Source organism: Aliiroseovarius sp. F47248L (genome assembly GCF_023016085.1).
Classification (GTDB): Bacteria; Pseudomonadota; Alphaproteobacteria; order Rhodobacterales; family Rhodobacteraceae; genus Aliiroseovarius.
Genome location: NZ_JALKBF010000001.1, coordinates 1,861,592 through 1,882,313, shown reverse-complemented (window position 1 = coordinate 1,882,313; position 20,722 = coordinate 1,861,592). Strand labels below are relative to the sequence as shown.

The following is a 20,722-nucleotide window of genomic DNA, read 5'->3' as shown; positions in this document are numbered from 1 at the left end:
CTTTATGACTGATGCCAATCAAGCCGTAAGCGTGATAGAGGCGGCAAAACCAGCGCTTCCAAATGATATGCGACTTTGGGGCGTATTGGGAGTCTCCGTTCTTGGCCTGCTATTCAACTACCTAAATTATCGACATACGAACGCTCAGACGAAGAAAGTACGCGCGCTGGGTATTCGCCTCGACGAATTTCGTAGTGAAGTTAAAGATCCCGTATACCATGCACTCGAAGTTTGTACGGACCTCGGGAGAACATCTGAAGCGATTTCAGTGAGCGGTACCAATCTTGCAGAGGTAAAGGAAGAGCTAGAGGAATTGAATAAGGCTTGGATTGAGGCTCTAGATGTTCTTGAAGCTAAGCTAGATGACGCAAACAGAAGCCAATTTGCTAGTGGTGCAAATTGGCAAGATGGGTTCACAAGCAGCCAAGATAAGATTTATGGCAAAATGGATTGCGCGAACAATGTTGTTCAAAGTGATGCCAATCGTCGCAAGGCTTTGATTGAAGCGAAAGCAGAGTTTGAGATTCTCCGAAAAAAGGTAAGGGCTAGTGTTGAAGCCGAAATATCGAGGCTTGCCGAGGCGTAATCTCGGCCTATTGGGATTTGTTGCCCAGTCCTCTTAGAGAAGTTAATGCTTCTTCATATCTTGGCGTCACGACATAGTTTCTGCTTCTGGGTATAACGGTTTGAAGAACACCCAAATCGCGCAGTTTGTGAACCGGCTCCTTGAGATGAGAGCCATTGTACAATGCAATCCGTCCCATACACACTAATGAACTGATGATTGTTTGGGCTGTATGTGTAGCATTACACGCACTACAAATCTCAGTTACCAATGAAATTGCTGTATGATGTGAGTTAGGTGCGAGCGATGGCAAGATGGTGGGAAGGATAGTATTCAGCTTGTCTGTAGCATATTCGATTAACGGGGAAACCTTGGAGCAAAACAAGGGACGTGATGAAGCAGTTTGACCGCCGCAAATTTTCCCAATGATGTTAGACTCCAGCAGTATTTCAAATCGAACACGCCGATTGGTTTTTGCGTAGACACGTAGCCAAACTCCTTTTGCTATACGGGCCTTAATGGAGGGACTTTGGTGCTCAATGACAGATGAGACCTCACGAGCATAGCTAGTATCCACGCTCCCTTCATAGAACACACTCCCGATGCTTCTTATTTTGGGCAGCAAAGCAGTTACAAATTGAATTGGATCATCGCAATCGTACTCCCAATACACCTCGATTTCTTGAAGTGAGTAGTATGCGGCTCGACGAGGCGCTGGGCTGCCATCGGATGTGGCCATGGTGAATGATCGTTGAAGGACTCCATCCACCAGCCGAAGATAGCGAGAAAGATGCTTCTGAGCACTTCGACTTTGTGCGTATGCGTATTTGGGCCAAGGTCCGACGATCAAATTGCTTGCCGCAGTCAACGGGGTTTCATTTGCATGCCAAGTAGGATCAGGGTCGATTGCCAATACCATGTCTGTAAGCAAACGTGGGCGGCGGTCAATTCGGGTTCTTAGCCTGAATTTCTGCGCTTGGATGAAGCGCGTTAGATTTAGTGTAGTATTGAATTGGAAACTGGATGTGGCGTCTCTCAGCTCTTCTGGGCGGCGATAGCGAGCAGAATACCTGAGGTTGCCAGAAATCAATGGCGAGAGACCCGTGTTTTTTGTGTCGGCTGCTGCCGATGCAAAGCTGATATTCAGGCGTTGGCGGTGGGATAAAAACGGATCACCTTTGAATAGTGGGATGCACTCTCCCTCTGACGTTTCGATTTCAATGTTTCGGAGATTGGTTACGGTTTCACAAACTTGGTCAGGTGATCCAAATAACCCCCAGTCACCTATCGAAAGCTGCAGTCTGTCGATTAAGGCTCTTTCGGGAGTTACTTGCTTATCAATTGTGAAGTTATGTAAGAAATCTTTTCTATGTGACATTTATTGACGTGGGGGGGTGTTAGTATACCCGCTGGTAAGAGAAATGTATTTTGTCCAAACTCTCTGGACAGTTGTACTGTGCCATTGCCCTCCGCGATAAGAAAGAAGTTTGTCGGTATTGAACATTGACGCGATTTCTCGGACTGAGAGCCCTTGTGACTTGAGCGTTCCAATGCTGGGTCCAACTTCGCGGGCAAACCGCGCGGCTCTGGTGCCATTCTTGTCTGGGAGAGCTTTTGCATTTTCCCCGAGTGGGATCCCACGTAGTTTTGCGGACTTTAGCGCGGCTTTAGTTCTCTCGCTTATTCTGCGCCCTTCTTCTTCGGCCATCGCAGCATATACGTGAAGCATGAAACGGTCTGCGCTGGGCATGTCTACAGCTATGAATTTCACATTGCTTTCTAGTAATCCCGAGATGAAATGGACATTGCGAGCGAGCCTGTCCAGTTTGGCAATCAGCAATGTCGACCCGCTGTTACGACATTCCTCGATTGCGGCATGTAATTGTGGGCGGTCCCGCCGCTTACCGCTTTCAACTTCGATGAACTCCTGACTAATGTGGCTTTCGGATTGTTGCGCGAACAGTTCTGCTGCTCTGCGCTGGGCGTCTAAACCGAGGCCTGAAGTGCCCTGACGATTGGTTGAAACGCGATAGTAGGAAATAAACGCCATTTGGACCTCTGCACATGTAACGTCGGTTTTATGTGTACAGATCTGGTCACCATTTCTGGCTGTGTTTAGGTTTTTGGAGGCGATTTAGATATTTTGGGGTTCCACCGTGTCTTCGCGACAAGGTTTTACCGAAAAGTGCTCCAGTTTTACGGAGTTTTGCCGATGGTATCCATGCAATCGATTGCAAGAAATCTGTTTCTCTCTGTTGATGTGGGTGGTTTTCGAAAATTATGAAAACTTTTCAGCTATTTATGTCGAAATGTGTGAGGTTTCGTTATGTCTCCAATGCTAAGGCGTGTTGTGATCGTGACGCAAATTGTCGGAAAACAGAGCTGTAAATGTGTGATGTCCGTTTGGATGATAACTTAGAAAATTTCGGACTTGATAAATGGAGGGGGCTACTCGGATTGGCGAAGTGAAAAAATGGGTCCGTTGTTTTCTTCTTTGACCAAATACTGTCCTTAGTTTTAACAGCGAGTGTCAATGTGCTTAGTTTGATATGTAGTCCAGTAAGAAAAAATCAGTACCTATTTTGGCATTTCCAGATTTCCTCCCATCTTCACCCAGATGGGAATAGTGTCGCGGATCTGATCTAGTACGTAGTTATTCATGTTCTTCGGGTTCCAAGTTGCCCAAGTAAACACTTCGCCAATAGGGTTGAGGACGAGTGTTTCTGGGCGAACTCTTAGTGTCACACCACCAGCGAAGTAGGTTTTGATGTATCCAACACACAACCCATCTTTCCAACGATCAGCTTTAACTTGGATACGGAACACCAGCTTGTTTGTTGTTAGTGTGGGGTGGGCGTTGTTTTTGTTCCAATCAGGGTTGATCGGCCCCACCTCAGTGGTCCAGTTTGAATGTTAGTGCATTATTGGCCTGGGTTCCATCGGGACGATGGTTTCCGGGGCCGGTGGGCGGTAGCCCAAGGCACTGTGTGGTCGTTTCGTGTTGTAGTGTTTCCTCCATTTTTCGATCAGGATTTGTGCCTCCCTTAAGCTGTAGAAGACTTCGCCATTTAACAGTTCATCGCGGAACCGGGCATTGAAGCTTTCACAATATCCATTCTCCCAAGGAGATCCCGGCTCGATGTAAGCGGTCTTGGCGCCAACAGCTGCGATCCAGTCCCGAACGGCCTGAGCAATGAACTCCGGCCCATTGTCTGAACGGATGTATGCCGGGACGCCACGCAGGATGAACAGGTCCGTCAGTGCGTCTATAACTTCGGTCGAGTTCAGCTTTCGCTTCACTCGGATCGCTAGGCATTCTCGGCTGTGCTCATCCAGGATGTTCAGAGTCCGGAATGCCTTCCCGTCATCAGTTCGGTGATGCACGAAGTCGTATGACCAAACGTGATCGCGATACTCCGGTCGCAAACGAACGCAGGAGCCATCGTTGAGCCAGAGCCTCCCTTTCTTCGGCTGTTTCATTGGCACTTTGAGCCCTTCACGCCGCCACAGACGTTCGACACGCTTGTCGTTCACAAGCCATCCGGCGTCTCTGAGCAAAGCTGCGATCCGGCGGTAGCCATACCGACCATACTGGCGGGTCAGTTCGATCATATCAGCCACTAGACGCTCCTCGTCAGCACGGCCAACCGGCAAACGACGTTGTGTGGACCGGTGCTGTCCCAGGACACTACAGGCTCGCCGCTCCGATACCTTGAACTGGCTGCGAACATGATCGATACAGGCACGACGACGCGAAGGGCTCAGTAGTTTCCCCGGGCAGCTTCCGAAAGGATGAGCTTGTCCAGCGTCAGGTCCGACACGGCTCGACGCAGCCGGTCATTCTCCTTCTGAAGTCGCTTCAACTCTTTAAGTTGGTCGGTTCCCATGCCGCAATATTGCTTGCGCCAGCGATAGAATGTCTGCTCGGTTATCTGCACCTGTCGGATGGCATCGACGCGCGGCATTCCCTGCCCACACAGCACCTCAACCTGCCGTAACTTCGTGACAATCTCTTCTGGTTTGTGTCGCTTGATTCCCATGTTCGATCCTCCGTTTCCTAACTATAGGGCCGGACCACTTCAGTGGGGGAGGATCACCTTATTGATGACCGCTATTGATTGGAAGGGCACTACTCCAGCAAGAAGCGATCAAGTGCAATAAATCGTGAAAATCGCTGAATGGGATGTTATGTGAACCGCCTTCCGGTTGAGCAGCTGCACCCGACTGCCCACACCGCTAAGTCAGATATCTCCCCACATTTCATCCAGATATATTTTCATGTCAAAGTCGGGGTCCCGCTCACCTAATAGCTATCTTAACAGGTTACTTTGGTGATTGGATTGTTAAGCAAATAAATGCCACTGCGTGACTGACCAGGCGAAACGTAGAAACGCTCAATCGACCCATCTATTCTCCATGCAACGACTCTTAGTTGAAAGAAGTTTCCCATATGGGAAACGGTGAAACGAAATTGCGAATTGTTTATGACTTCAATTACAAATTCAATCGGTTGGTTTTCATTGCTGGGTTCGGCACATCGAGTACGGTGGATGCCCGCCAACGCCTCTTCGCTGAAAGCGATCAACCAAATTGAAATCATGACAAGAAATCTCATTCTAAGACCTCCACTGTGCACATTTTGGAACAAAAATTCCCCAAGATCGATGCCAAGCAGTTTTTGGTTTGAGCGGGCTGATTAGATACAAGCTCTCAACTATGCTATTATAACTGAGCTTTAGTACGACGAGTCAAATGTCATGACTTTCGTCGTTCTGCCGAACTCAGTTCTTGTAGCAGTGGAGGAGGCGATGAAAATACGCCCTTATGTTTCTTTAGTGCTAGGAATCTGTCTGCTTATGACATCATCTCCAGCGAGCGCCTGTGTTTCCTTCTCTGATAGAAACGGTGACGGCATACTGGACTCGCTGAAGAATGACTGCTCTAGCAGTACCTATGTTGTGGTTGTTTGGTACGATGACGGTGGTGGCCAGTGCTCACCTAAACTTATGCAATACCCGTGTGGGCAATACATGTCTCGCTTAGGATACTTTTCGATCGGCAATATCTCAGGGACTGCTAGGGCAAAAATTTGCAAAGACTCCTTCGCAATGAGGCAAGGCTCTAAAATTATCTGTCGGCATCCTGCTGAAGGTGAGTGGGCGATTGTACTGAATGAGTTTCGCCAGACACACACGCTGTCTCAAGAGATTACCGATTATGCTACGAATACGATACGACGGACGGGTGTGGCTTCAATTGGCGCACTAGGTAGTGCAACAAGTGAGGGCGGCAGCGAAGTGGGTACCGTGTTTGAGGGGATGGATACGCGATGCCTTGGTGGCGGCTGCTCCTCTGATTATGATGAGACAACTGTACCTGAATAGCTTTCAGGTGTTGGATTAGCCTCTCTTCCTCATATTAGACGCCAACGTTCACCTGCCGACCTGTCAAGCTTTTGCGCGAATAGCCGGAAAGGTGCTCTGTATTTCCGCACCAGGCAGTTCAGACTAGTCTTAGTCAAATCCATGCCTGCTCTACTTTCACGTATCATCGACCTTTTTCGCCTCGGTATCACCCGCAGGAGCAGCTGGATCAATCGTGGCCTTCTTGCGCGTTCTCTTAACGCTCTTAGGCTTTGAGCCTTCCAAAGCATCTACATCCGCAATCCGCATTTTGTCATTGTACCGAATGTCCAGATCACGCTCTCCCCCTGCTTCCATACTGGCAGCCCCAACAACGCTTGCGGATGGCAGCCCTCCATTGCGATCTGGGTGTCTTAAAGACTGCATTTGTAGATGTTGCGTCGTCGATTATTCGATTGGTACTCATCGGGAAGTTCTCTGAAATCTTTCTTCAACTGGTATTTCAATTCTAGTGGGTGGTTTGAAATTTGGTTGCTCAGTTATCGTTTGCGAACTTTTCCAAGTCTTCAAGCCGATAAAATACTCGCCTTCCTCGTTTTATGTATGCGGGTTGTTCTCCCAATGAGCGCCGGTTCTGGAGGGTGCTGACGGCGAGGCCCAAATAATCCGCAGCGGCCACTTCGTTGTAAAGGTTGCCGGAAGTAATGATTGATGGCCGCTTTGCTGGAGCAGAACTAGTTGTTTTGTTCTCATCTTCACGAGACGTATCATGCCCCCCGATCCATTTCCCCGCGACTTTTATGCGGCGAGGTGGGCGTTTGGTTCTTCGAATTGGCTTCATTCACTTTCGCCCTCAGTTTTGTTGTTGCTGAGTAGCAAAGCGCCTTTGGCGCTCGCTGCTTGCCTCATAACTTCTCGTGTTACTTCGGATCTTCCATGAATATAGCGCATTGTAGAACGTATGCTCTTATGTCCACCTACCATTGCTGCGGTTTGAATGTCGCTGATGGCTGCTACGTCAGTGAGCACCGTGTGCCGAATGTCATGCAGGCGGACACCTGAAAGACCAGCATGTTCTTTGATTGCCGCCCATGGTTTCTTTAGATCTACGCGGTGAGTGGTATTGTTCCGCCCCGGAAAAACCCATTCTGAACGGTTGAAGCTTGGTAAGCCGCTTAGAAAGCCCTTGAGTTCTGGATTGATGTAGTGGGTTCGGGTTCCACTCTTTGCGTTTCTGAAGGTGAGAACATCACGCGCAAAGTCGACATCTTCCCACTTTAGTCTTAAAGCTTCGCTTGTTCGACATCCTGTTAGAAACAGGAAGATGATCGCGTCGTATGCCGAGCCTGAAGTGGGGTTTTGCTTCCTAAGTACGTCAATCGAATGACCGATCTGTTCCATCTCATCTTCTGAAAGCAGGGTTTCTCGCCTGTGTTCCTTGTAAGCACGCACATGTTTCGTTGGATTACTATCTGCAGCTAGGTCCCCTTGAGCTTCTGCGTAGTGGTAAAGTCGCCGCAGGAAGCCGATCACCCGATTGGCTTGGTAGGGGGTGTTCTGGAGCGATTTTTGCAGGTTTAGCACATCCGGTTTTGTGAGGGCTGAGAGCTTCTTTGCTCCAAATATCGGCGTGATCGTATTTCGCAAAATTAGCTGGTAGTTGTAGATCGTACTTGGCCGCAGATGCAGTTCCGCAAATTCTGTCAAGAAACGCTCACCGTATTGGGCAATCGTTTCTCCTTGCCTTAGCGCAGAACGCGACTCAGCGGGGTCGTCACCTAAGGTTGCCGCTAGAAGCACTTCCGAGGCCTGTTTCCGCGCTTTTGCGACGTTTAGGGTAGGGTAGCCGCCCAGCTTGTATTTGCGTTCTTGTCCGGCCTCATTGCGGTACCTTACGAGGAACGACTTGTTGCCAGCCGGAGTGACTTTAAGATGGAGTTGAGTGATTTCACTATCTTTGACGAAATAGTCTTTGCTGCCAGGGGCCATCCGATCAATGAGAGCCTTTGACAGACGTAACCTTTCATTGCGTGGGCGATAGGCCTTTCTTTTCTTTATTGGCATGGCAAACTCTAGGACGCAAATAGGACGCAGAAAATTGGGAAATGGCGGTAAATACCATAGATCCGTTCGGTAAGTACAGATAGAAAACGGTAAATAACTCAATTGTTTGATGGTATATCGGTAAATGTCGGGAAGGTGATTGACAATAATTTGTAATCAGTAGGTCCGCGGTTCGAGTCCGTGTGGGGGCACCATTTATCCTTATAGATACCTTTGTTTTCATGTTGTTAGTGGAAAGTCTGTAGCGCAAACGCGACACATTGCGTGGTGGCAATCATGAGGGTTCCTTGGATTTCTCCCTCCCGGGGCTGGCGATTCTCGTTTCAAATGCGAAGCGACAGTGGTGGGTTGGTTTGATCTTCGAGTAGGATTGCCAACTTGTACCGCGAGTTCGGAACCGCGAGGTCGATTTTCTCTTTTGAAGGAAGTCGGAACTGTGTCGCCATGTAATTTCCCTGAAGTGATCTTTCTGCAGGTTTGAAACAAACGATACAGTCGCCTAATCTTGCTTCATGGCCGGTTTGTCTTTTCCTCCCCTTCGCTCTGCGCGTGTCCATGAGGCATGTGGCCCCGCTGCGACAAGTTTTGCGGCTGCCATGGGAGCGAAAGCTCAGGGTTATGTCTTCTGGGTGTTCGAGGCGCGGCGGGCGGAGGCGCTTGTTCCGCAGTGCCTGAACAGCTTCTTTGATGTTGCGAACCTCGTTTTGGCGCAGGCGCCGAATCAGAAAGAGGCGTTGCCACTGGCCGAAGAAGCCCTGCGCGACGGTGCATGTCCGTTGGTGGTGATAGAACTTTCCGCATCGCTTTCCCTGACCGAAGGACGGCGGCTTCAGCTTGCGGCAAAGGCTGGCGGATCCACCGGTCTTTGTCTTATTCCGGGTAATATGCCCAACAATACTGCCGAAACGCGTTGGGATTGCAGCGCTCTTCCTGACCCCGATCGCGGACCCGAAGACTCGACACTTCAACGGTGGGCGCTTACAAAGAACAAATCAGGAACATTGGGTGTCTGGAATGTTCGATGGGATCAATCGGCGCGTCGTCTCATTGTGGTTTCCGCGTCTCGCGAGTGACCGGGTTTTGCGCGCGCGGCCTGTCGACGGCCCGTTTGCGCTGACGCTTAAGGAAAACAACGCCAATCGGATTTATTGTTTGAACGAGACCGCCGAACGGGGTGGGTTGCACCGCGGCATGTCCTTTTCCGACGCGCGGGCCTTTTGTCCGGAACTGATAAGCCGTCAAGCTGATCCAGTCGCTGATGGGCGGTTTCTTAGTATCCTTCGCCGTTGGGCGCTGCGCTATTGTCCTTGGGTGGGGTTCGAGGGGCGGGACGGGCTGGTGCTTGACATCACCGGATCGGCGCATCTTTTCGGTGGAGAGGCCGCCATGCTGTGTGATTTGCGCGGACGGCTGACACAGGCTGGCCTTTTGGCGCGGGTCGGGTTGGGCGACACGCGCGGCGCAGCTTGGGCGCTTGCGCATTTCGGGGAAGGCGTGGCCCAGCCGGGTGAGGTGCTAGAGGCGCTGGCGCCACTTTCGGTCGCCGCGCTTAGGCTAGAGTCGGATATGGTCGTTGCCCTGCAACGGCTTGGCCTTCAAAACATTGGGCAACTGACCGAGGCGGCGCGTGCCCCGCTGGCGCGACGTTTCGGGCCGGATCTTCTGATGCGTCTTGATCAGGCGCTTGGCACGCAACCCGAAGAGATTTCTCCGCAAAAAGAACCGCCCCATTACGGCGTGCGCATCAGCCTGCCCGAACCCACAGGGCTGGAGGCGGATGTGTTGGCCGGAACCGAGCGATTGTTGATCCAGCTCTGCGAGAAACTCAAGCAGCAAGAGGCTGGCGCGCGCGTGCTTTGCCTGACCCTGCGTCGGGTCGACAAAAATGCTCAGCATGTGGAGTTGCGTTTGGCGCGGCCCTTGCGCGACCCAGCCCGTATCCTGCCACTTTTCCAACGCGGAGTGAGCGAGGTTGATGCGGGTTACGGGATCGACCAGCTTCGGATGGAGGCAACGCAGGTTGAGCCGCTTCCGACCGAGCAAGTCAGCCATGTTGTTTCGGATAAAGCGGACCAGCTTGATGATTTGATCACCCGTATCGGCACGCGGGTTGGTCTTGAAAATGTCCAGCGGTTCTTACCCGCAGACAGCCATATTCCCGAACGCAGTTTCATCATCGCGTCCGCCGCCTATTCCAAACCCGCAAGCGGTTGGAGCAGTCCACGCCCGCGGCCGCTTCTTATGTTTCCACCCGAGTCGATCACCGCCATTGGTGCGCGCCCGCCGCAATCTTTCCGTTGGCGGCGTATGTCTTTCACCACCATGCGTGTCACCGGCCCAGAGCGGATTATGCCCGAATGGTGGCTGGAAGATGAAATCTGGCGTCACGCCATGCGCGATTACTGGCGGGTAGAGACCCATCAGGGGCGGCGGCTTTGGCTTTTCTATACACCGCAAAACCCCGGTTGGTTTGTGCAGGGGGAATTCCCATGAGCAAAACCAGCCATGAGCGTCGACCGGTTGAGCCACCACGCCGCGAAAACCAGCGTGCGCAGGCGGGTGGCTATGCCGAACTTTGTGTGACCACAAATTTCACCTTCCTGACCGGCGCGTCGCATCCCGAAGAACTCGTGACCCGTGCAGCAGAGCTTGGCCTTTCGGCCATCGCCATCACTGATCGCAATTCGCTGGCGGGCGTTGTGCGGGCTTATTCCGCGCTCAAAGAGCTTAGGCGCGAGGTTGATGAGGCAGTGCGCATCCGCTCGCAGCACAGGGTGGACAATTGCTCGCGGCAGGAAGTCGGCACGCCGGAAGATATCGCCCGGCCCGACACGCCGCATATCCCCAAACTGATCACCGGTTGTCGTTTGGTGCTGAGGGACAGCAAGGTAGAATGGATTGCGCTGCCCACCGATATGGCCGCCTATCAACACCTTACGCGGCTGCTCACCTTGGGCAAAAGGCGCGCAGAGAAGGCGGAATGTCATCTCGATCTCAAGGATATGCTGGACCATTGCACCGGCATGATCCTGATTGCCCTGCCGCAGGCGGATTTGCGCAGGTCCGCCCCTGATATCCAACCTGTCCAGCGTCGTTTCCCCGGTTATGTTTTTCTTGGGGCCGCGCCGCGGTATGACGGATCGGATCAGGGGTATCTGGACGCCTGTGCCTGGCTTGCGCAGCGCTGTTCAACCCCGATGGTGGCCGTTGGCGATGTGCTTATGCATCGGGCGTCGCGTCGTCCGCTCGCTGATGTGCTGACCTGTATGCGGGAAGGCTGTACCATCGACAATATCGGCACCCGCGCGCTGCTGAATGCCGAGCGGCGACTTAAGGGGCGCGCTGATATGGAGCGGGTGTTTCATCGCCACCCTGCGGCGCTGCGCCGAAGCCTTGAGATCGCCGGGCGTTGCTCTTTTTGCCTCAGTGAACTGAGCTATCAATATCCAGATGAAATCGCTGAGGGCGGTGAAACCCCGATGGCGCGCCTTAAGCGATTGGCCGAGGAGGGACTGAGCCGACGCTACCCGAACGGTGCGCCAAAGCGGCCACGAGAGCTTATGGCCAAGGAACTTGCCGTGGTCGATGAGTTAAAGTTCTCAGCCTATTTTCTGACCGTTTACGACATCGTGCAATATGCCCGTTCCCAAGGCATCCTCTGCCAAGGGCGCGGTTCGGCGGCCAATTCGGTCCTTTGTTACCTGCTCGGTATTACGGATGTTGCCCCCGAACAGATCGGCATGGTTTTTGAACGCTTTGTCTCGCGGCACCGGGGTGAGCCGCCTGATATCGACGTCGATTTCGAACATGAGCGGCGCGAAGAGGTTATCCAGTGGATTTACCACAAGTATGGCCGCCACCGGGCGGGGTTGTGCGCCACAGTGATCCATTTCCGATCCCGCGCCGCGATCCGCGAGGTTGGCAAGGTGATGGGACTAAGCCAAGACGTGACGGCGGGGCTTTCGGGATCAATCTGGGGGTATTCAAATGGTGGCCCCAACATGGACCGTGTCCGCGAGCTTGGCCTGAACCCCGATGATCGCCGTCTTGCCCAAACCTTGCACCTCATCGGTGAACTGATCGGTTTCCCCCGCCACCTCTCGCAGCATGTGGGCGGCTTTGTCATCACCAAAGGCCGACTGGACGAGCTTTGCCCCATCGAAAATGCCGCGATGGAGGATCGCACCGTCATCGAATGGGACAAGGACGATATCGACGCACTTGGCATCCTGAAGGTTGATGTGCTCGGCCTGGGAATGCTGACTTGTATTCGCAAGGCGTTTTCGTTGCTGAAGATGCATGAGGACCAGCATCTGACCCTTGCCTCTGTGCCGCCCGAAGACCCCGCCACCTATGATATGCTCTGCGTCGCCGATGCGGTCGGGGTCTTCCAAGTGGAAAGCCGGGCGCAAATGAATTTCTTGCCGCGCATGAAGCCGCGCGAGTTTTATGACCTCGTGATCGAGGTCGCCATCGTTCGTCCCGGTCCGATCCAAGGGGGGATGGTTCAGCCCTATATCCGGCGGCGGCAAGGTTTGGAGGAACCCGAACCTTTCGGCCCGGAACTCGAAGCTGTCACCCGCCGCACCCTTGGTGTGCCGCTTTTTCAGGAACAAGCTCTGCAAATTGCCATGGTCGGGGCGGGTTTCACCGCCGAGGAAGCCGACCAGCTCCGCCGGTCGCTCGCCTCTTTTCGCCGTATGGGCACGATCGGCGAGCACCGCGATAAGTTCGTAAACGGTATGCTGGCGCGCGGTTACTCGCAGGAAATAGCCACGCGTTGCTTTTCCCAAATCGAGGGTTTTGCCGATTACGGTTTTCCAGAGAGTCATTCAGCCGCCTTTGCGCTTCTCGTTTATGTTTCTGCCTGGCTCAAATGCCATCACCCGGCCGTCTTTGCTTGTGCGCTTCTCAACTCTCAACCGATGGGGTTTTATGCCCCTGCCCAGATTGTTCGCGATGTTCGCGAACATCACGTCGAGGTTCGCCCAATCTGCGTGAACCACAGCGCGTGGGACAATATGTTGGAACGTCGTGCTGATGGTGCGCTCGCCCTGCGACTTGGCTTCCGGCAGATCAAGGGCCTTAAGGAAGAGGATGCGGGCTGGATCGTAGCCGCACGAGGCAATGGCTATCCTGATCCCGAAAGCATCTGGCAGCGCGCCGGGGTTCGACCGGGGGTGCTTGAGCGTCTCGCCGAGGCTGATGCGTTCTCCTGCATGGGTCTTACGCGGCGTGATGCGCTTTGGCAGGTCCGTGCCATTCGGGGCCGCGAACCGCTGCCACTTTTCAATGATATGATCGACGGCGAGGTCATCCGCGAACCGAAGATCACACTTCCCGCCATGCATCTTGGCGAGGAAGTGGTCGAGGATTATGTTGCCATGCGCCTGACGCTTCGTGCCCATCCGATGGAATTGCTACGCCCCTCCATGCCTGACCTGACCCGCCATGACGCGTTAAAAGACGTGCCGCTTCGCCGCACCACGGTTTGCGGTCTTGTCATCACCCGTCAGCGTCCCGGCACGGCGTCGGGCGTGGTTTTCCTGACGTTGGAGGATGAAACGGGCGTTTCCAATATCGTGGTCTGGAAAAAGACCTTCGAACGCTTCCGCCGGGCGGTCATGAGTGGACGTCTGTTGCGCGTCACAGGCAAACTTCAACGCGAGGGCATCGTCGTTCACTTGATTGCCCAGAAAATCGAGGATGTCTCGCACCTACTAGGTGAACTTGGTCATCCGATGGGGGATGTCGTGGGGCAAACGACACCGCAAGCGGACAACGCGCCGAAATCTCTGCCTGCACCGCGTGCCATGCACCCGCGCGATCAGGCCAAACGGCTCTTTCCCAGTCGGGATTTCCATTAGGGAAGGCGGTCATCGCCTACATTTCGTCCCAACGTGTAACGCCGATCAATTACCGCTAAATCGTGCCCGGCTGGGACGGTGGTTTCAGAAACCCAACCGCGATGGCGGATATCGAAATCATCACGGTTGCGGTGCCCAGCATCAGGGCAAGTCCACCAATCTGATAGGTCAGACCGGACAAAACGGTTCCCAGCAGGCGGCCAGCGGCATTGGCCATGTAATAGAATCCGACATCCATCGTAACCCGTTCGGAGCGGGTGAACGTCAGGATCAGATAGGAATGGAGCGATGAATTGACTGCAAAGATGGCACCGAACAGGAGCAGTCCTGCAATCAACATCGCAGTCAGCCATGCTTGAGGTTGCGGGAAGGTAAAGGCGGCCAAGGTTAGGATGGCAGGAACACCTGAAAGCCCCCAAGCCCAGTGCCGTGCGCTGGTGATCAGGTCTGCCTCTACGCGTATCGTGGCCAGCAGCAGTCGGGGTGCAGTGGCTTGCACTATACCGTAGAGGATGGTCCACAACGCCATGAAAGAGCCAATCAGGAAAAACGCCGCACGGTTGCTTTGTTCACTGCCATCCGACAGCACCGCGTAGAAGTAAATGGGGATCCCGACCACGAACCAGACATCGCGTGCGCCAAACAAGAAAACGCGCGCCAAGGACAGCCAGTTCACGTTCGATGATTTCGAGAAGACTTCGGAAAGCTTCGCGCCTTTTCGCCCTTTTGGCAGGCCGGGTGGCATGGCGATCAACACGGCGATAAGGATAGCAGCCAGAATGGCGGCCATACCCAGCACCGCTGGCACGAATCCAATGGTGGCAAGCAGGCAGGCACCAAGCAAAAAGCCGATCCCCTTCACCGTGTTTTTCGAACCGGTCAGCAGCGCGACCCAGCGGAACAAACCGCCTTCCGTAGTCGGCGCCAGCAGTTTGACAGCCGACTTTGACGACATCTTGGCAAGGTCTTTGGCGACTCCGCTCGCGCCCTGAACCGCCATGACATAGGCGACAGAGAGACCGATGGCCCAAGTTGGATCAAGTTGCGCCAGCGCGAAAAGGGCAAGCACTTGCAGACCAAGCCCAGCATAGAGGGTCGAGGTCAGCCCAAACCGCGCAGCAATCCATCCGGCACTCAGATTTGTCACCATGCCCGCGATTTCGTAGAGCACGAACAGATAGGCCAATTGTACGGGTGAAAACCCCAGCCCATGAAAATGCAAAAGCACCAGCATTCGAAGCGCACCGTCGGTGAGCATAAAGGCCCAATAGGCTGCCGTAACTGCAACATACGCCGAAAACCCTTCCGGGCGGGCAGGGGCGCTGGTCACATCGAAGCCCCAACCATCAGAGCCACATCAACTAAGCGGTGGGCATACCCCATTTCGTTGTCATACCAGACATAGACCTTAACTTGCGTGCCATTCACCACCATGGTTGATAGCGCGTCGACAATTCCAGACCTTTCATCATTGGTGTAGTCGGTCGACACAAGAGGGCGCTCTTCATAACCTAAAATACCTTTAAGCGGACCTTCCGCAGCGGCTTTGAACAGTGCGTTGACCTCTTCTGCGGTGGTGGTGCGGTCAACTTCGAACACGCAATCGGTCAGTGACGCGTTCAGAAGGGGTACCCGCACAGCATGGCCGTTCAGACGTCCTTTGAGCTCTGGATAGATCAGTGTGATTGCCGTGGCACTGCCGGTGGTGGTCGGGATCAGCGAGTTCAGGGCTGACCGCGCCCGACGCAGATCTTTCGCGGGGCGATCCACGATGGTTTGCGTGTTGGTCACATTATGGATCGTGGTAATTGACCCATGTTTGATACCCAGACTTTCATGAATGACCTTGACGACCGGCGCCAGACAATTGGTGGTGCAACTCGCTGCTGTCACAATGTTGTGGCGGTCGGGTTCGTAGGTGCCGTCGTTTACGCCATAGACGATGTTTGCTACATCGCCGTTTTTAACCGGCGCTGACACCACCACCTTCTTTACGCCCGCGTTGAAGAACGGCGCGAGTTTGGCTTCGGATTTGAACGCGCCGGTGCAGTCGATCACGACATCAACACCCTCAAGGGGAAGGTCGGCAATATCGCGCGTCCCGATGAAGGGAAGCCGTAAGTCGTCGATTGTGACGCTGTCTGCATCATAGTCAAACTTAGCATCCCAGCGGCCATGTACCGTATCGAATTCCAGCAAGTGCGCGTGCATCTTGGGATCACCAACCGCATCGTTTATCCATGCGATTTTCGCCCCACGCTCAAGCAGCGGCCTTAAGGCAAGATTGCCGATCCGGCCAAGTCCATTTAGTGCGTAAACGGTCAATTCACGGCTCCTTTGTCGATTTGTCCAAGGTTGTCGACGGCCTTCTGTAACGAGATTTGGTCCAATGACGCCATCGGCAGTGCAACCAAGGCCGAGATCCGGTTGTGAAGCGCGCCATAGGCTTGATGGAAGGCCAGGTGTTTTTCAGCGTCAGTTCCGTCCACTTTCACGGGGTCTGGCATACCCCAATGGCCGCTAACCGGCTGATTTCTCCAGGTTGGGCACTCTTCGTTTGCGGCCTGATCGCAAACCGTGAACACAAAATCGAATGTCGGTGCGTATCGGGTCTGAAACTCTGCGACATTCTTCGATCTGAGACCGGATACATCGTGCCCTTTCTGCATCAAGACTTCGATGGCAATCGGGTTCAGTTCAGAACGCGGAGCAATGCCCGCAGAATAGGCAACAAAGCGATCGCCCGCCAACGTCATCAGAATGGTTTCTGCAAAGATCGAACGGGCGGAATTGCCAGTGCAGATGAACAATACGTTGAATTTTCGATCCGCCGCCGGACGTTCCAAGGGGGCGGCGATATAATGGCGCGGTAGGCAGATATCCGGGCGACCACGGCAGCAATCCTTCATCAGAAAATCGAACGTCTCGCGCATTGTTTCTGTATCGACTGCGTAACGCAGCGACGTGCCAACGCGTTCTTGCGTTACCAGACCGACCTGCATAAGCGCGTTTACATAGGCGGACAGGGTGTTCGGCTTCAGATCAAGCGCACGCGCGATTTCGGTCGCTGGAACCCGATCCGGGTAGCGGCGCATCAGCAACCTGAACACGGCCAACCGCTGAGGGTGTCCTAGGGTGGACAAGCGATGTGGGTATATTAATTCCATAATTCTGGAAATACTGTATAAAGAAAAAAAGAACAATCCCAAAATGAGCTAATGACAACACTGGTGTCCTTACATGGATAGGTCGTTTGCGCGGATAGTGCCGAGCTTTGCCAACTGCGACTGCACCTCGGCGCGTAAATGTGCGTCCGGCCAAAGCGGTTCCAATGGAAGGGGGGGCAGGCGCAAGACGATGCGACGCCAGCGATGAAGGATCAGAAGGCGGATCGCAGCACGGGACAGTGCTGCCAGACTGGCAGGATCCATATCCCGTGTGACCTTGAGAGCTTTTGCAAAGCAATGCGCTTCTGTCCGGATGGCATCAGGGAGCAACAGGTGCTGAATGTTGTCAGGCAGCGTGGGAGTGTTGTCCGAGAAAAGGACCAATCCTTTAGTGCTTTTCGGATGGGCAGGGCCAAGAAAGACACCTGGGGCGAGTTCCGTGAACCTTTGCGCCGTCAGCCCATGTTCGCATTTCGTCCGATCGGGTGACAGAAGGGTCACGGCCAGATACCACTGGTTCGGGCTGGGCATGCTGGGGCCATAGATGCGGTCGGCGACCGAATTGGTCTGCGCGCGTCCGTGATCGGTGAGCGAATAGAACGACCCGCGACCCGCACGCTGACTGGTGATCCAGCCATCTTTTCGCAACCGATGCAAGGCGACACGTGTCGCCTCGGGCCTGATGCCAAATGCCCCCATTAACGCGCCCAACGTGGTGCCGGAAACGGTTTCGCCCGGCCCACGCGCCATATCTCCCATGATGGTCACAATGACCGACCACACCCGCAAATCCCCATCGCCCCGGATTTGGGACAGGACACCTTGCACGTCGTCAGGGATCGTGGACACGTCCATGTGTTGTCAGTAGGCGTTCATGGTCAAAAGCTCGTACTCAGCCACCAGATCACTGTCCTGATTTGTCAGCGTGACGTGCCAACGCACTTCGCCGTAATCATCAGTGCGGCGGGTCTTGGCTTTGACGGTCAGGCGCACTGCGATGCTGTCACCGGCTTCGACCGGCTTCATGAAACGCAGATTGTCCAATCCGGTATTTGCCAGTACCGGGCCTTCATCAGGCGACACAAACAATCCTGCCGCAAAACTGATCAGCAGATAACCATGCGCCACGCGTCCCGGAAAGAAAGGGTTTCGTTTGGCGGCGGCGTCGTCCATATGGGCATAGAAAGTGTCGCCGGTGAAATGGGCAAACTTCTCGATATCGTCCAAACTGATCTCGCGCGATGCGGTGTTCAGTGTTTCGCCAATCGACAGCTCGCCATACTTACGCGTGAACGGGTGGGTGGGGCCTTGCACTTCGGTTGCGCCCGGTACCCATCTCCCACCAACAGAGGTCAGAATGTCCGGGCTACCTTGAATGGCGGTACGCTGCATATAGTGAAGAACACCACGCACGCCGCCCATTTCCTCGCCACCACCCGCGCGGCCGGGACCGCCGTGTACCATATGGGGCAGGGGCGATCCGTGGCCGGTGCTTTCCTTCATCGACGTGGCGTTGTTGAAATACAGCCGCCCATGGAAGGCACCAGCGCCCATCGCGACATCACGCGCGACGTCGCCCGATCCGGTGATCACTGACGCAACCAACGACCCTTCACCTTTGTTCGCAAGCTCGATCGCGTGCGCAATGTCACGGTATCCCATGATGGTCGAGACCGGTCCGAAAGCCTCGGTCTCGTGCACGATTGTGGCGCTATCGGGGGTCTCGCAATGAAACAGCATCGGCTTCACGAAAGCGCCTGCATCCACGTCACCAGTGAAATCGTTGTCGTCGGGGTTGCCGTAGACCAGCTTGCTTTCCGACCCGATGGCCGCAGCTTTTTCAAGAACGTCGGCTTTCTGCCCGGCAGACACAAGCGCACCCATGCGCACGCCTTCGGCACGCGGGTCACCGATGACGGTTTTGTCCAGACGGGCCGACAGCGCCTTGATCACATTGGCCACCTGTGCCTCTGGTGCGATGATGCGGCGGATCGCGGTGCATTTCTGCCCCGCTTTGGTGGTCATCTCGCGGTGTACCTCTCTGATAAAGAGGTCAAATTCCGGAGCATCTGGGGTGACGTCCGGCCCAAGGATTGACGCGTTCAGGCTGTCTTGTTCGGCCACAAACCGAACCGAGTTTTTCAGGATGTTCGGGTTGGATCGCAGCATGGATGCTGTCTGTGCAGACCCCGTAAAGCTGACGATATCCTGTGGGCCAAGCCGGTCCAATAGGTCGCCCGTACCGCCTGAAATCAGCTGCAGAGCACCGTCGGGCAGGATACCGCTGTCGAGCATGATGCGCACAGCGGCCTCGGTTACATAGCTCGTTGCCGTTGCAGGTTTCACAATGGCAGGGACGCCGGCTAGAAGGGTCGGGGCGAGCTTTTCCAGCATCCCCCAAACCGGGAAGTTGAACGCGTTGATATGCACGGCCACGCCTTGCAGCGGGGTCGCAATGTGCATGCCAAGGAAGGTGCCATTGCGGCTAAGCTGTTCTATCTCGCCGTCAATATAGACCTGCCCATCAGGCATCTCACGTCGGCCCTTGGAGGCAAAGACGAACACGGTACCCACACCGCCATCAATGTCGATCATGTGATCGGATTGCGTGGCGCCGGTGTCGAAGCTTAGGTCATAGAGTGCCTGTTTGTGCTGACCCAGATGCACGGCCAGAGCCTTCAGCATCTTGGCGCGGTCGTGGAAGCCCATGGCGCGCAGAGCAGGGCCACCCACATTGCGCCCGTAGTCAATCATCGCTTGCATGTCGATATCGGCGCCACCAGCTTCAGCCAGAGGCAATCCTGTGATGGCCGACGCGATGGGGCGGGCGTTCGCACCCGGTGCAATCCATTGACCAGCCGCGAAGCTGGAGACTTTCATCAGGGTCATGCTCTGTCCTTAATTCGCAATTTCAGATAGGCGGCGCTTAGGGTGCGCTTAGGCCCAGTTTTTTCAATGCGTTTGCCGCGGCGGCTTCCCATTCTTCACGCAGTTCGGCGTTGGTCGAGTGCCGCAACCCAAACGCTTGCAATTGGCTGGCACGGGTCGAAACATCTTTGCCGAAGCTTGCGGCGACCCGCGGCCACCAGTAATCGACGCTAGACTGAAGCGCCGCCCTGTCAGTTCCGGTTTCCTGAAGCCTCGAAATGCCCTCGGCTGCGAGTTCAGAATGGCGCGCCTCAACAGGTGCAATCGCGCGAAACGCGTCTGCCAGTGGAGCATAGGACACACGGGTAAACTCGCCCATCTGGACACCGACCGCCAGACCCATCAGCAAGTTCATCACAACTGCATCCATCCAGCCTTCCAGCGGGTAGTTAAACACGGCCAAACGCATATCCGTATCCGTTCGCGAAGTTCCGATATCGGCATCACGGGCAAGCCGGTCAGTCCACGGGTGGTGGTTGGCATAGCGTTCAGTGTTCGCACCAAACTCGCCCATGATCGACAGGACCTTGTCAGCGTTGTCTGTCTTTTCCAGCACGATCTTGGATGCCGCGATGCGTTCTTTTATGCCGGGTCCTTGGTTGACGATATCGGCAAAGCCCGCGGCTCCGGCCAGCGCGCTGTCCACGAAGGTCGCCATAAGACGCATAAGCTCGGCCCGATAGCGTGCTGGCACGTTGCCCGGCGAGGTCAGAACGCCCCCTTGGGCCAGATAGTCGGTGATGCTCATCTCAGACATTGCTGTCTCCG

19 protein-coding genes are annotated in these 20,722 nt (G+C 54.4%); 5 read left to right on the top strand and 14 right to left on the bottom strand.

Features of this window, described 5'->3' with window-relative positions:
- Positions 1-4 precede the first annotated feature (4 nt).
- Positions 5-586, top strand: a complete 582-nt coding sequence (locus MWU51_RS09395; protein WP_247036672.1) for a hypothetical protein — start codon at positions 5-7, stop codon at positions 584-586.
- A gap of 7 nt (positions 587-593) precedes the next feature.
- Here MWU51_RS09395 and MWU51_RS09390 read toward each other — a convergent pair whose 3' ends face one another.
- From MWU51_RS09390 to MWU51_RS09370, 5 genes are all read right to left on the bottom strand, one after another.
- The gene (locus MWU51_RS09390; protein ID WP_247036670.1) at positions 594-1,943 is read right to left on the bottom strand and encodes a hypothetical protein; all 1,350 of its coding nucleotides are present in this window, start codon (positions 1,941-1,943) and stop codon (positions 594-596) included.
- Positions 1,944-2,615: a recombinase family protein gene (locus MWU51_RS09385; RefSeq protein WP_247036668.1), complete on the bottom strand. Its 672-nt coding sequence runs from the start codon at positions 2,613-2,615 to the stop codon at positions 1,944-1,946.
- A 527-nt stretch (positions 2,616-3,142) separates the two neighbouring features.
- Positions 3,143-3,457, bottom strand: coding sequence for a hypothetical protein (locus tag MWU51_RS09380; RefSeq protein WP_247036666.1), 315 nt, complete (start codon positions 3,455-3,457; stop codon positions 3,143-3,145).
- A 21-nt stretch (positions 3,458-3,478) separates the two neighbouring features.
- A protein-coding gene (locus tag MWU51_RS09375) for an IS3 family transposase (RefSeq protein ID WP_247036664.1) occupies positions 3,479-4,605 on the bottom strand; the annotation gives its coding sequence in 2 pieces (ribosomal slippage) (positions 3,479-4,341 and positions 4,341-4,605; 1,128 coding nt in all).
- A gap of 275 nt (positions 4,606-4,880) precedes the next feature.
- Complete coding sequence (locus MWU51_RS09370; RefSeq protein ID WP_247036663.1) at positions 4,881-5,180, bottom strand: hypothetical protein; 300 nt, start codon at positions 5,178-5,180, stop codon at positions 4,881-4,883.
- 142 nt (positions 5,181-5,322) lie between these two features.
- On the opposite strand from MWU51_RS09370, the gene MWU51_RS09365 reads away from it, so the two are divergent.
- A complete protein-coding gene (locus tag MWU51_RS09365) occupies positions 5,323-5,949 on the top strand; it encodes a hypothetical protein (protein ID WP_247036661.1) in 627 nt (208 codons plus the stop codon).
- Positions 5,950-6,105: 156 nt separating this feature from the next.
- On the opposite strand, the gene MWU51_RS09360 is transcribed toward MWU51_RS09365, so the two are convergent.
- The 3 genes from MWU51_RS09360 to MWU51_RS09350 all read right to left on the bottom strand — a co-directional run bounded on the left by MWU51_RS09360 (position 6,106) and on the right by MWU51_RS09350 (position 7,992).
- Complete coding sequence (locus MWU51_RS09360) at positions 6,106-6,285, bottom strand: hypothetical protein (protein ID WP_247036659.1); 180 nt, start codon at positions 6,283-6,285, stop codon at positions 6,106-6,108.
- A 178-nt stretch (positions 6,286-6,463) separates the two neighbouring features.
- Positions 6,464-6,769, bottom strand: a complete 306-nt coding sequence (locus MWU51_RS09355) for a helix-turn-helix domain-containing protein (protein ID WP_247036657.1) — start codon at positions 6,767-6,769, stop codon at positions 6,464-6,466.
- Positions 6,766-7,992 (bottom strand): site-specific integrase, encoded by a 1,227-nt coding sequence (locus MWU51_RS09350; protein ID WP_247036655.1) that lies wholly within the window; start codon positions 7,990-7,992, stop codon positions 6,766-6,768. The genes MWU51_RS09355 and MWU51_RS09350 overlap by 4 nt, the downstream gene beginning before the upstream one ends.
- 596 nt (positions 7,993-8,588) lie before the next feature.
- Here MWU51_RS09350 and MWU51_RS09345 point away from each other — a divergent pair.
- From MWU51_RS09345 to MWU51_RS09335, 3 genes are read left to right on the top strand one after another with little or no spacing between them, the layout of a single operon-like run.
- A complete protein-coding gene (locus MWU51_RS09345; protein ID WP_348646729.1) occupies positions 8,589-9,065 on the top strand; it encodes a hypothetical protein in 477 nt (158 codons plus the stop codon).
- Positions 9,007-10,485: a DNA polymerase Y family protein gene (locus tag MWU51_RS09340; RefSeq protein ID WP_247038785.1), complete on the top strand. Its 1,479-nt coding sequence runs from the start codon at positions 9,007-9,009 to the stop codon at positions 10,483-10,485. The genes MWU51_RS09345 and MWU51_RS09340 overlap by 59 nt, the downstream gene beginning before the upstream one ends.
- A complete protein-coding gene (locus MWU51_RS09335; RefSeq protein WP_247036651.1) occupies positions 10,482-13,859 on the top strand; it encodes an error-prone DNA polymerase in 3,378 nt (1,125 codons plus the stop codon). The genes MWU51_RS09340 and MWU51_RS09335 overlap by 4 nt, the downstream gene beginning before the upstream one ends.
- A gap of 55 nt (positions 13,860-13,914) precedes the next feature.
- Here MWU51_RS09335 and arsJ read toward each other — a convergent pair whose 3' ends face one another.
- The 6 genes from arsJ to MWU51_RS09305 form a co-directional block, all read right to left on the bottom strand.
- Positions 13,915-15,189, bottom strand: coding sequence for an organoarsenical effux MFS transporter ArsJ (gene arsJ, locus MWU51_RS09330; protein WP_247036649.1), 1,275 nt, complete (start codon positions 15,187-15,189; stop codon positions 13,915-13,917).
- On the bottom strand, positions 15,186-16,184 hold the full coding sequence (locus MWU51_RS09325; protein ID WP_247036647.1) for an ArsJ-associated glyceraldehyde-3-phosphate dehydrogenase: 999 nt from the start codon (positions 16,182-16,184) through the stop codon (positions 15,186-15,188). The genes arsJ and MWU51_RS09325 overlap by 4 nt, the downstream gene beginning before the upstream one ends.
- Positions 16,181-17,026: a helix-turn-helix domain-containing protein gene (locus MWU51_RS09320; RefSeq protein ID WP_247036645.1), complete on the bottom strand. Its 846-nt coding sequence runs from the start codon at positions 17,024-17,026 to the stop codon at positions 16,181-16,183. The genes MWU51_RS09325 and MWU51_RS09320 overlap by 4 nt, the downstream gene beginning before the upstream one ends.
- A gap of 69 nt (positions 17,027-17,095) precedes the next feature.
- Positions 17,096-17,881, bottom strand: coding sequence for a hypothetical protein (locus tag MWU51_RS09315; RefSeq protein ID WP_247036643.1), 786 nt, complete (start codon positions 17,879-17,881; stop codon positions 17,096-17,098).
- Positions 17,882-17,887: 6 nt separating this feature from the next.
- Positions 17,888-19,915 carry a phenylacetic acid degradation bifunctional protein PaaZ gene (gene paaZ, locus MWU51_RS09310; protein ID WP_247036641.1) on the bottom strand — a complete coding sequence of 676 codons (2,028 nt, stop codon included), beginning with the start codon at positions 19,913-19,915 and terminating at the stop codon, positions 17,888-17,890.
- A gap of 37 nt (positions 19,916-19,952) precedes the next feature.
- Positions 19,953-20,711 carry a Phenylacetic acid catabolic protein gene (locus MWU51_RS09305; protein ID WP_247036639.1) on the bottom strand — a complete coding sequence of 253 codons (759 nt, stop codon included), beginning with the start codon at positions 20,709-20,711 and terminating at the stop codon, positions 19,953-19,955.
- Positions 20,712-20,722 lie beyond the last annotated feature (11 nt).

Coding starts and splice junctions, on each gene's coding strand:
- MWU51_RS09365 (WP_247036661.1), top strand. CDS start 5,323: ATGACTTTCGTCGTTCTGCCGAACTCAGTTCTTGTAGCAGTGGAGGAG.
- MWU51_RS09350 (WP_247036655.1), bottom strand. CDS start 7,992: ATGCCAATAAAGAAAAGAAAGGCCTATCGCCCACGCAATGAAAGGTTA.
- MWU51_RS09370 (WP_247036663.1), bottom strand. CDS start 5,180: ATGAGATTTCTTGTCATGATTTCAATTTGGTTGATCGCTTTCAGCGAA.
- MWU51_RS09345 (WP_348646729.1), top strand. CDS start 8,589: ATGGGAGCGAAAGCTCAGGGTTATGTCTTCTGGGTGTTCGAGGCGCGG.
- MWU51_RS09395 (WP_247036672.1), top strand. CDS start 5: ATGACTGATGCCAATCAAGCCGTAAGCGTGATAGAGGCGGCAAAACCA.
- MWU51_RS09340 (WP_247038785.1), top strand. CDS start 9,007: ATGTTCGATGGGATCAATCGGCGCGTCGTCTCATTGTGGTTTCCGCGT.
- MWU51_RS09390 (WP_247036670.1), bottom strand. CDS start 1,943: ATGTCACATAGAAAAGATTTCTTACATAACTTCACAATTGATAAGCAA.
- MWU51_RS09320 (WP_247036645.1), bottom strand. CDS start 17,026: ATGGAATTAATATACCCACATCGCTTGTCCACCCTAGGACACCCTCAG.
- MWU51_RS09385 (WP_247036668.1), bottom strand. CDS start 2,615: ATGGCGTTTATTTCCTACTATCGCGTTTCAACCAATCGTCAGGGCACT.
- MWU51_RS09335 (WP_247036651.1), top strand. CDS start 10,482: ATGAGCAAAACCAGCCATGAGCGTCGACCGGTTGAGCCACCACGCCGC.
- MWU51_RS09315 (WP_247036643.1), bottom strand. CDS start 17,881: ATGGACGTGTCCACGATCCCTGACGACGTGCAAGGTGTCCTGTCCCAA.
- paaZ (WP_247036641.1), bottom strand. CDS start 19,915: ATGACCCTGATGAAAGTCTCCAGCTTCGCGGCTGGTCAATGGATTGCA.
- MWU51_RS09355 (WP_247036657.1), bottom strand. CDS start 6,769: ATGAAGCCAATTCGAAGAACCAAACGCCCACCTCGCCGCATAAAAGTC.
- MWU51_RS09305 (WP_247036639.1), bottom strand. CDS start 20,711: ATGTCTGAGATGAGCATCACCGACTATCTGGCCCAAGGGGGCGTTCTG.
- MWU51_RS09360 (WP_247036659.1), bottom strand. CDS start 6,285: ATGGAAGCAGGGGGAGAGCGTGATCTGGACATTCGGTACAATGACAAA.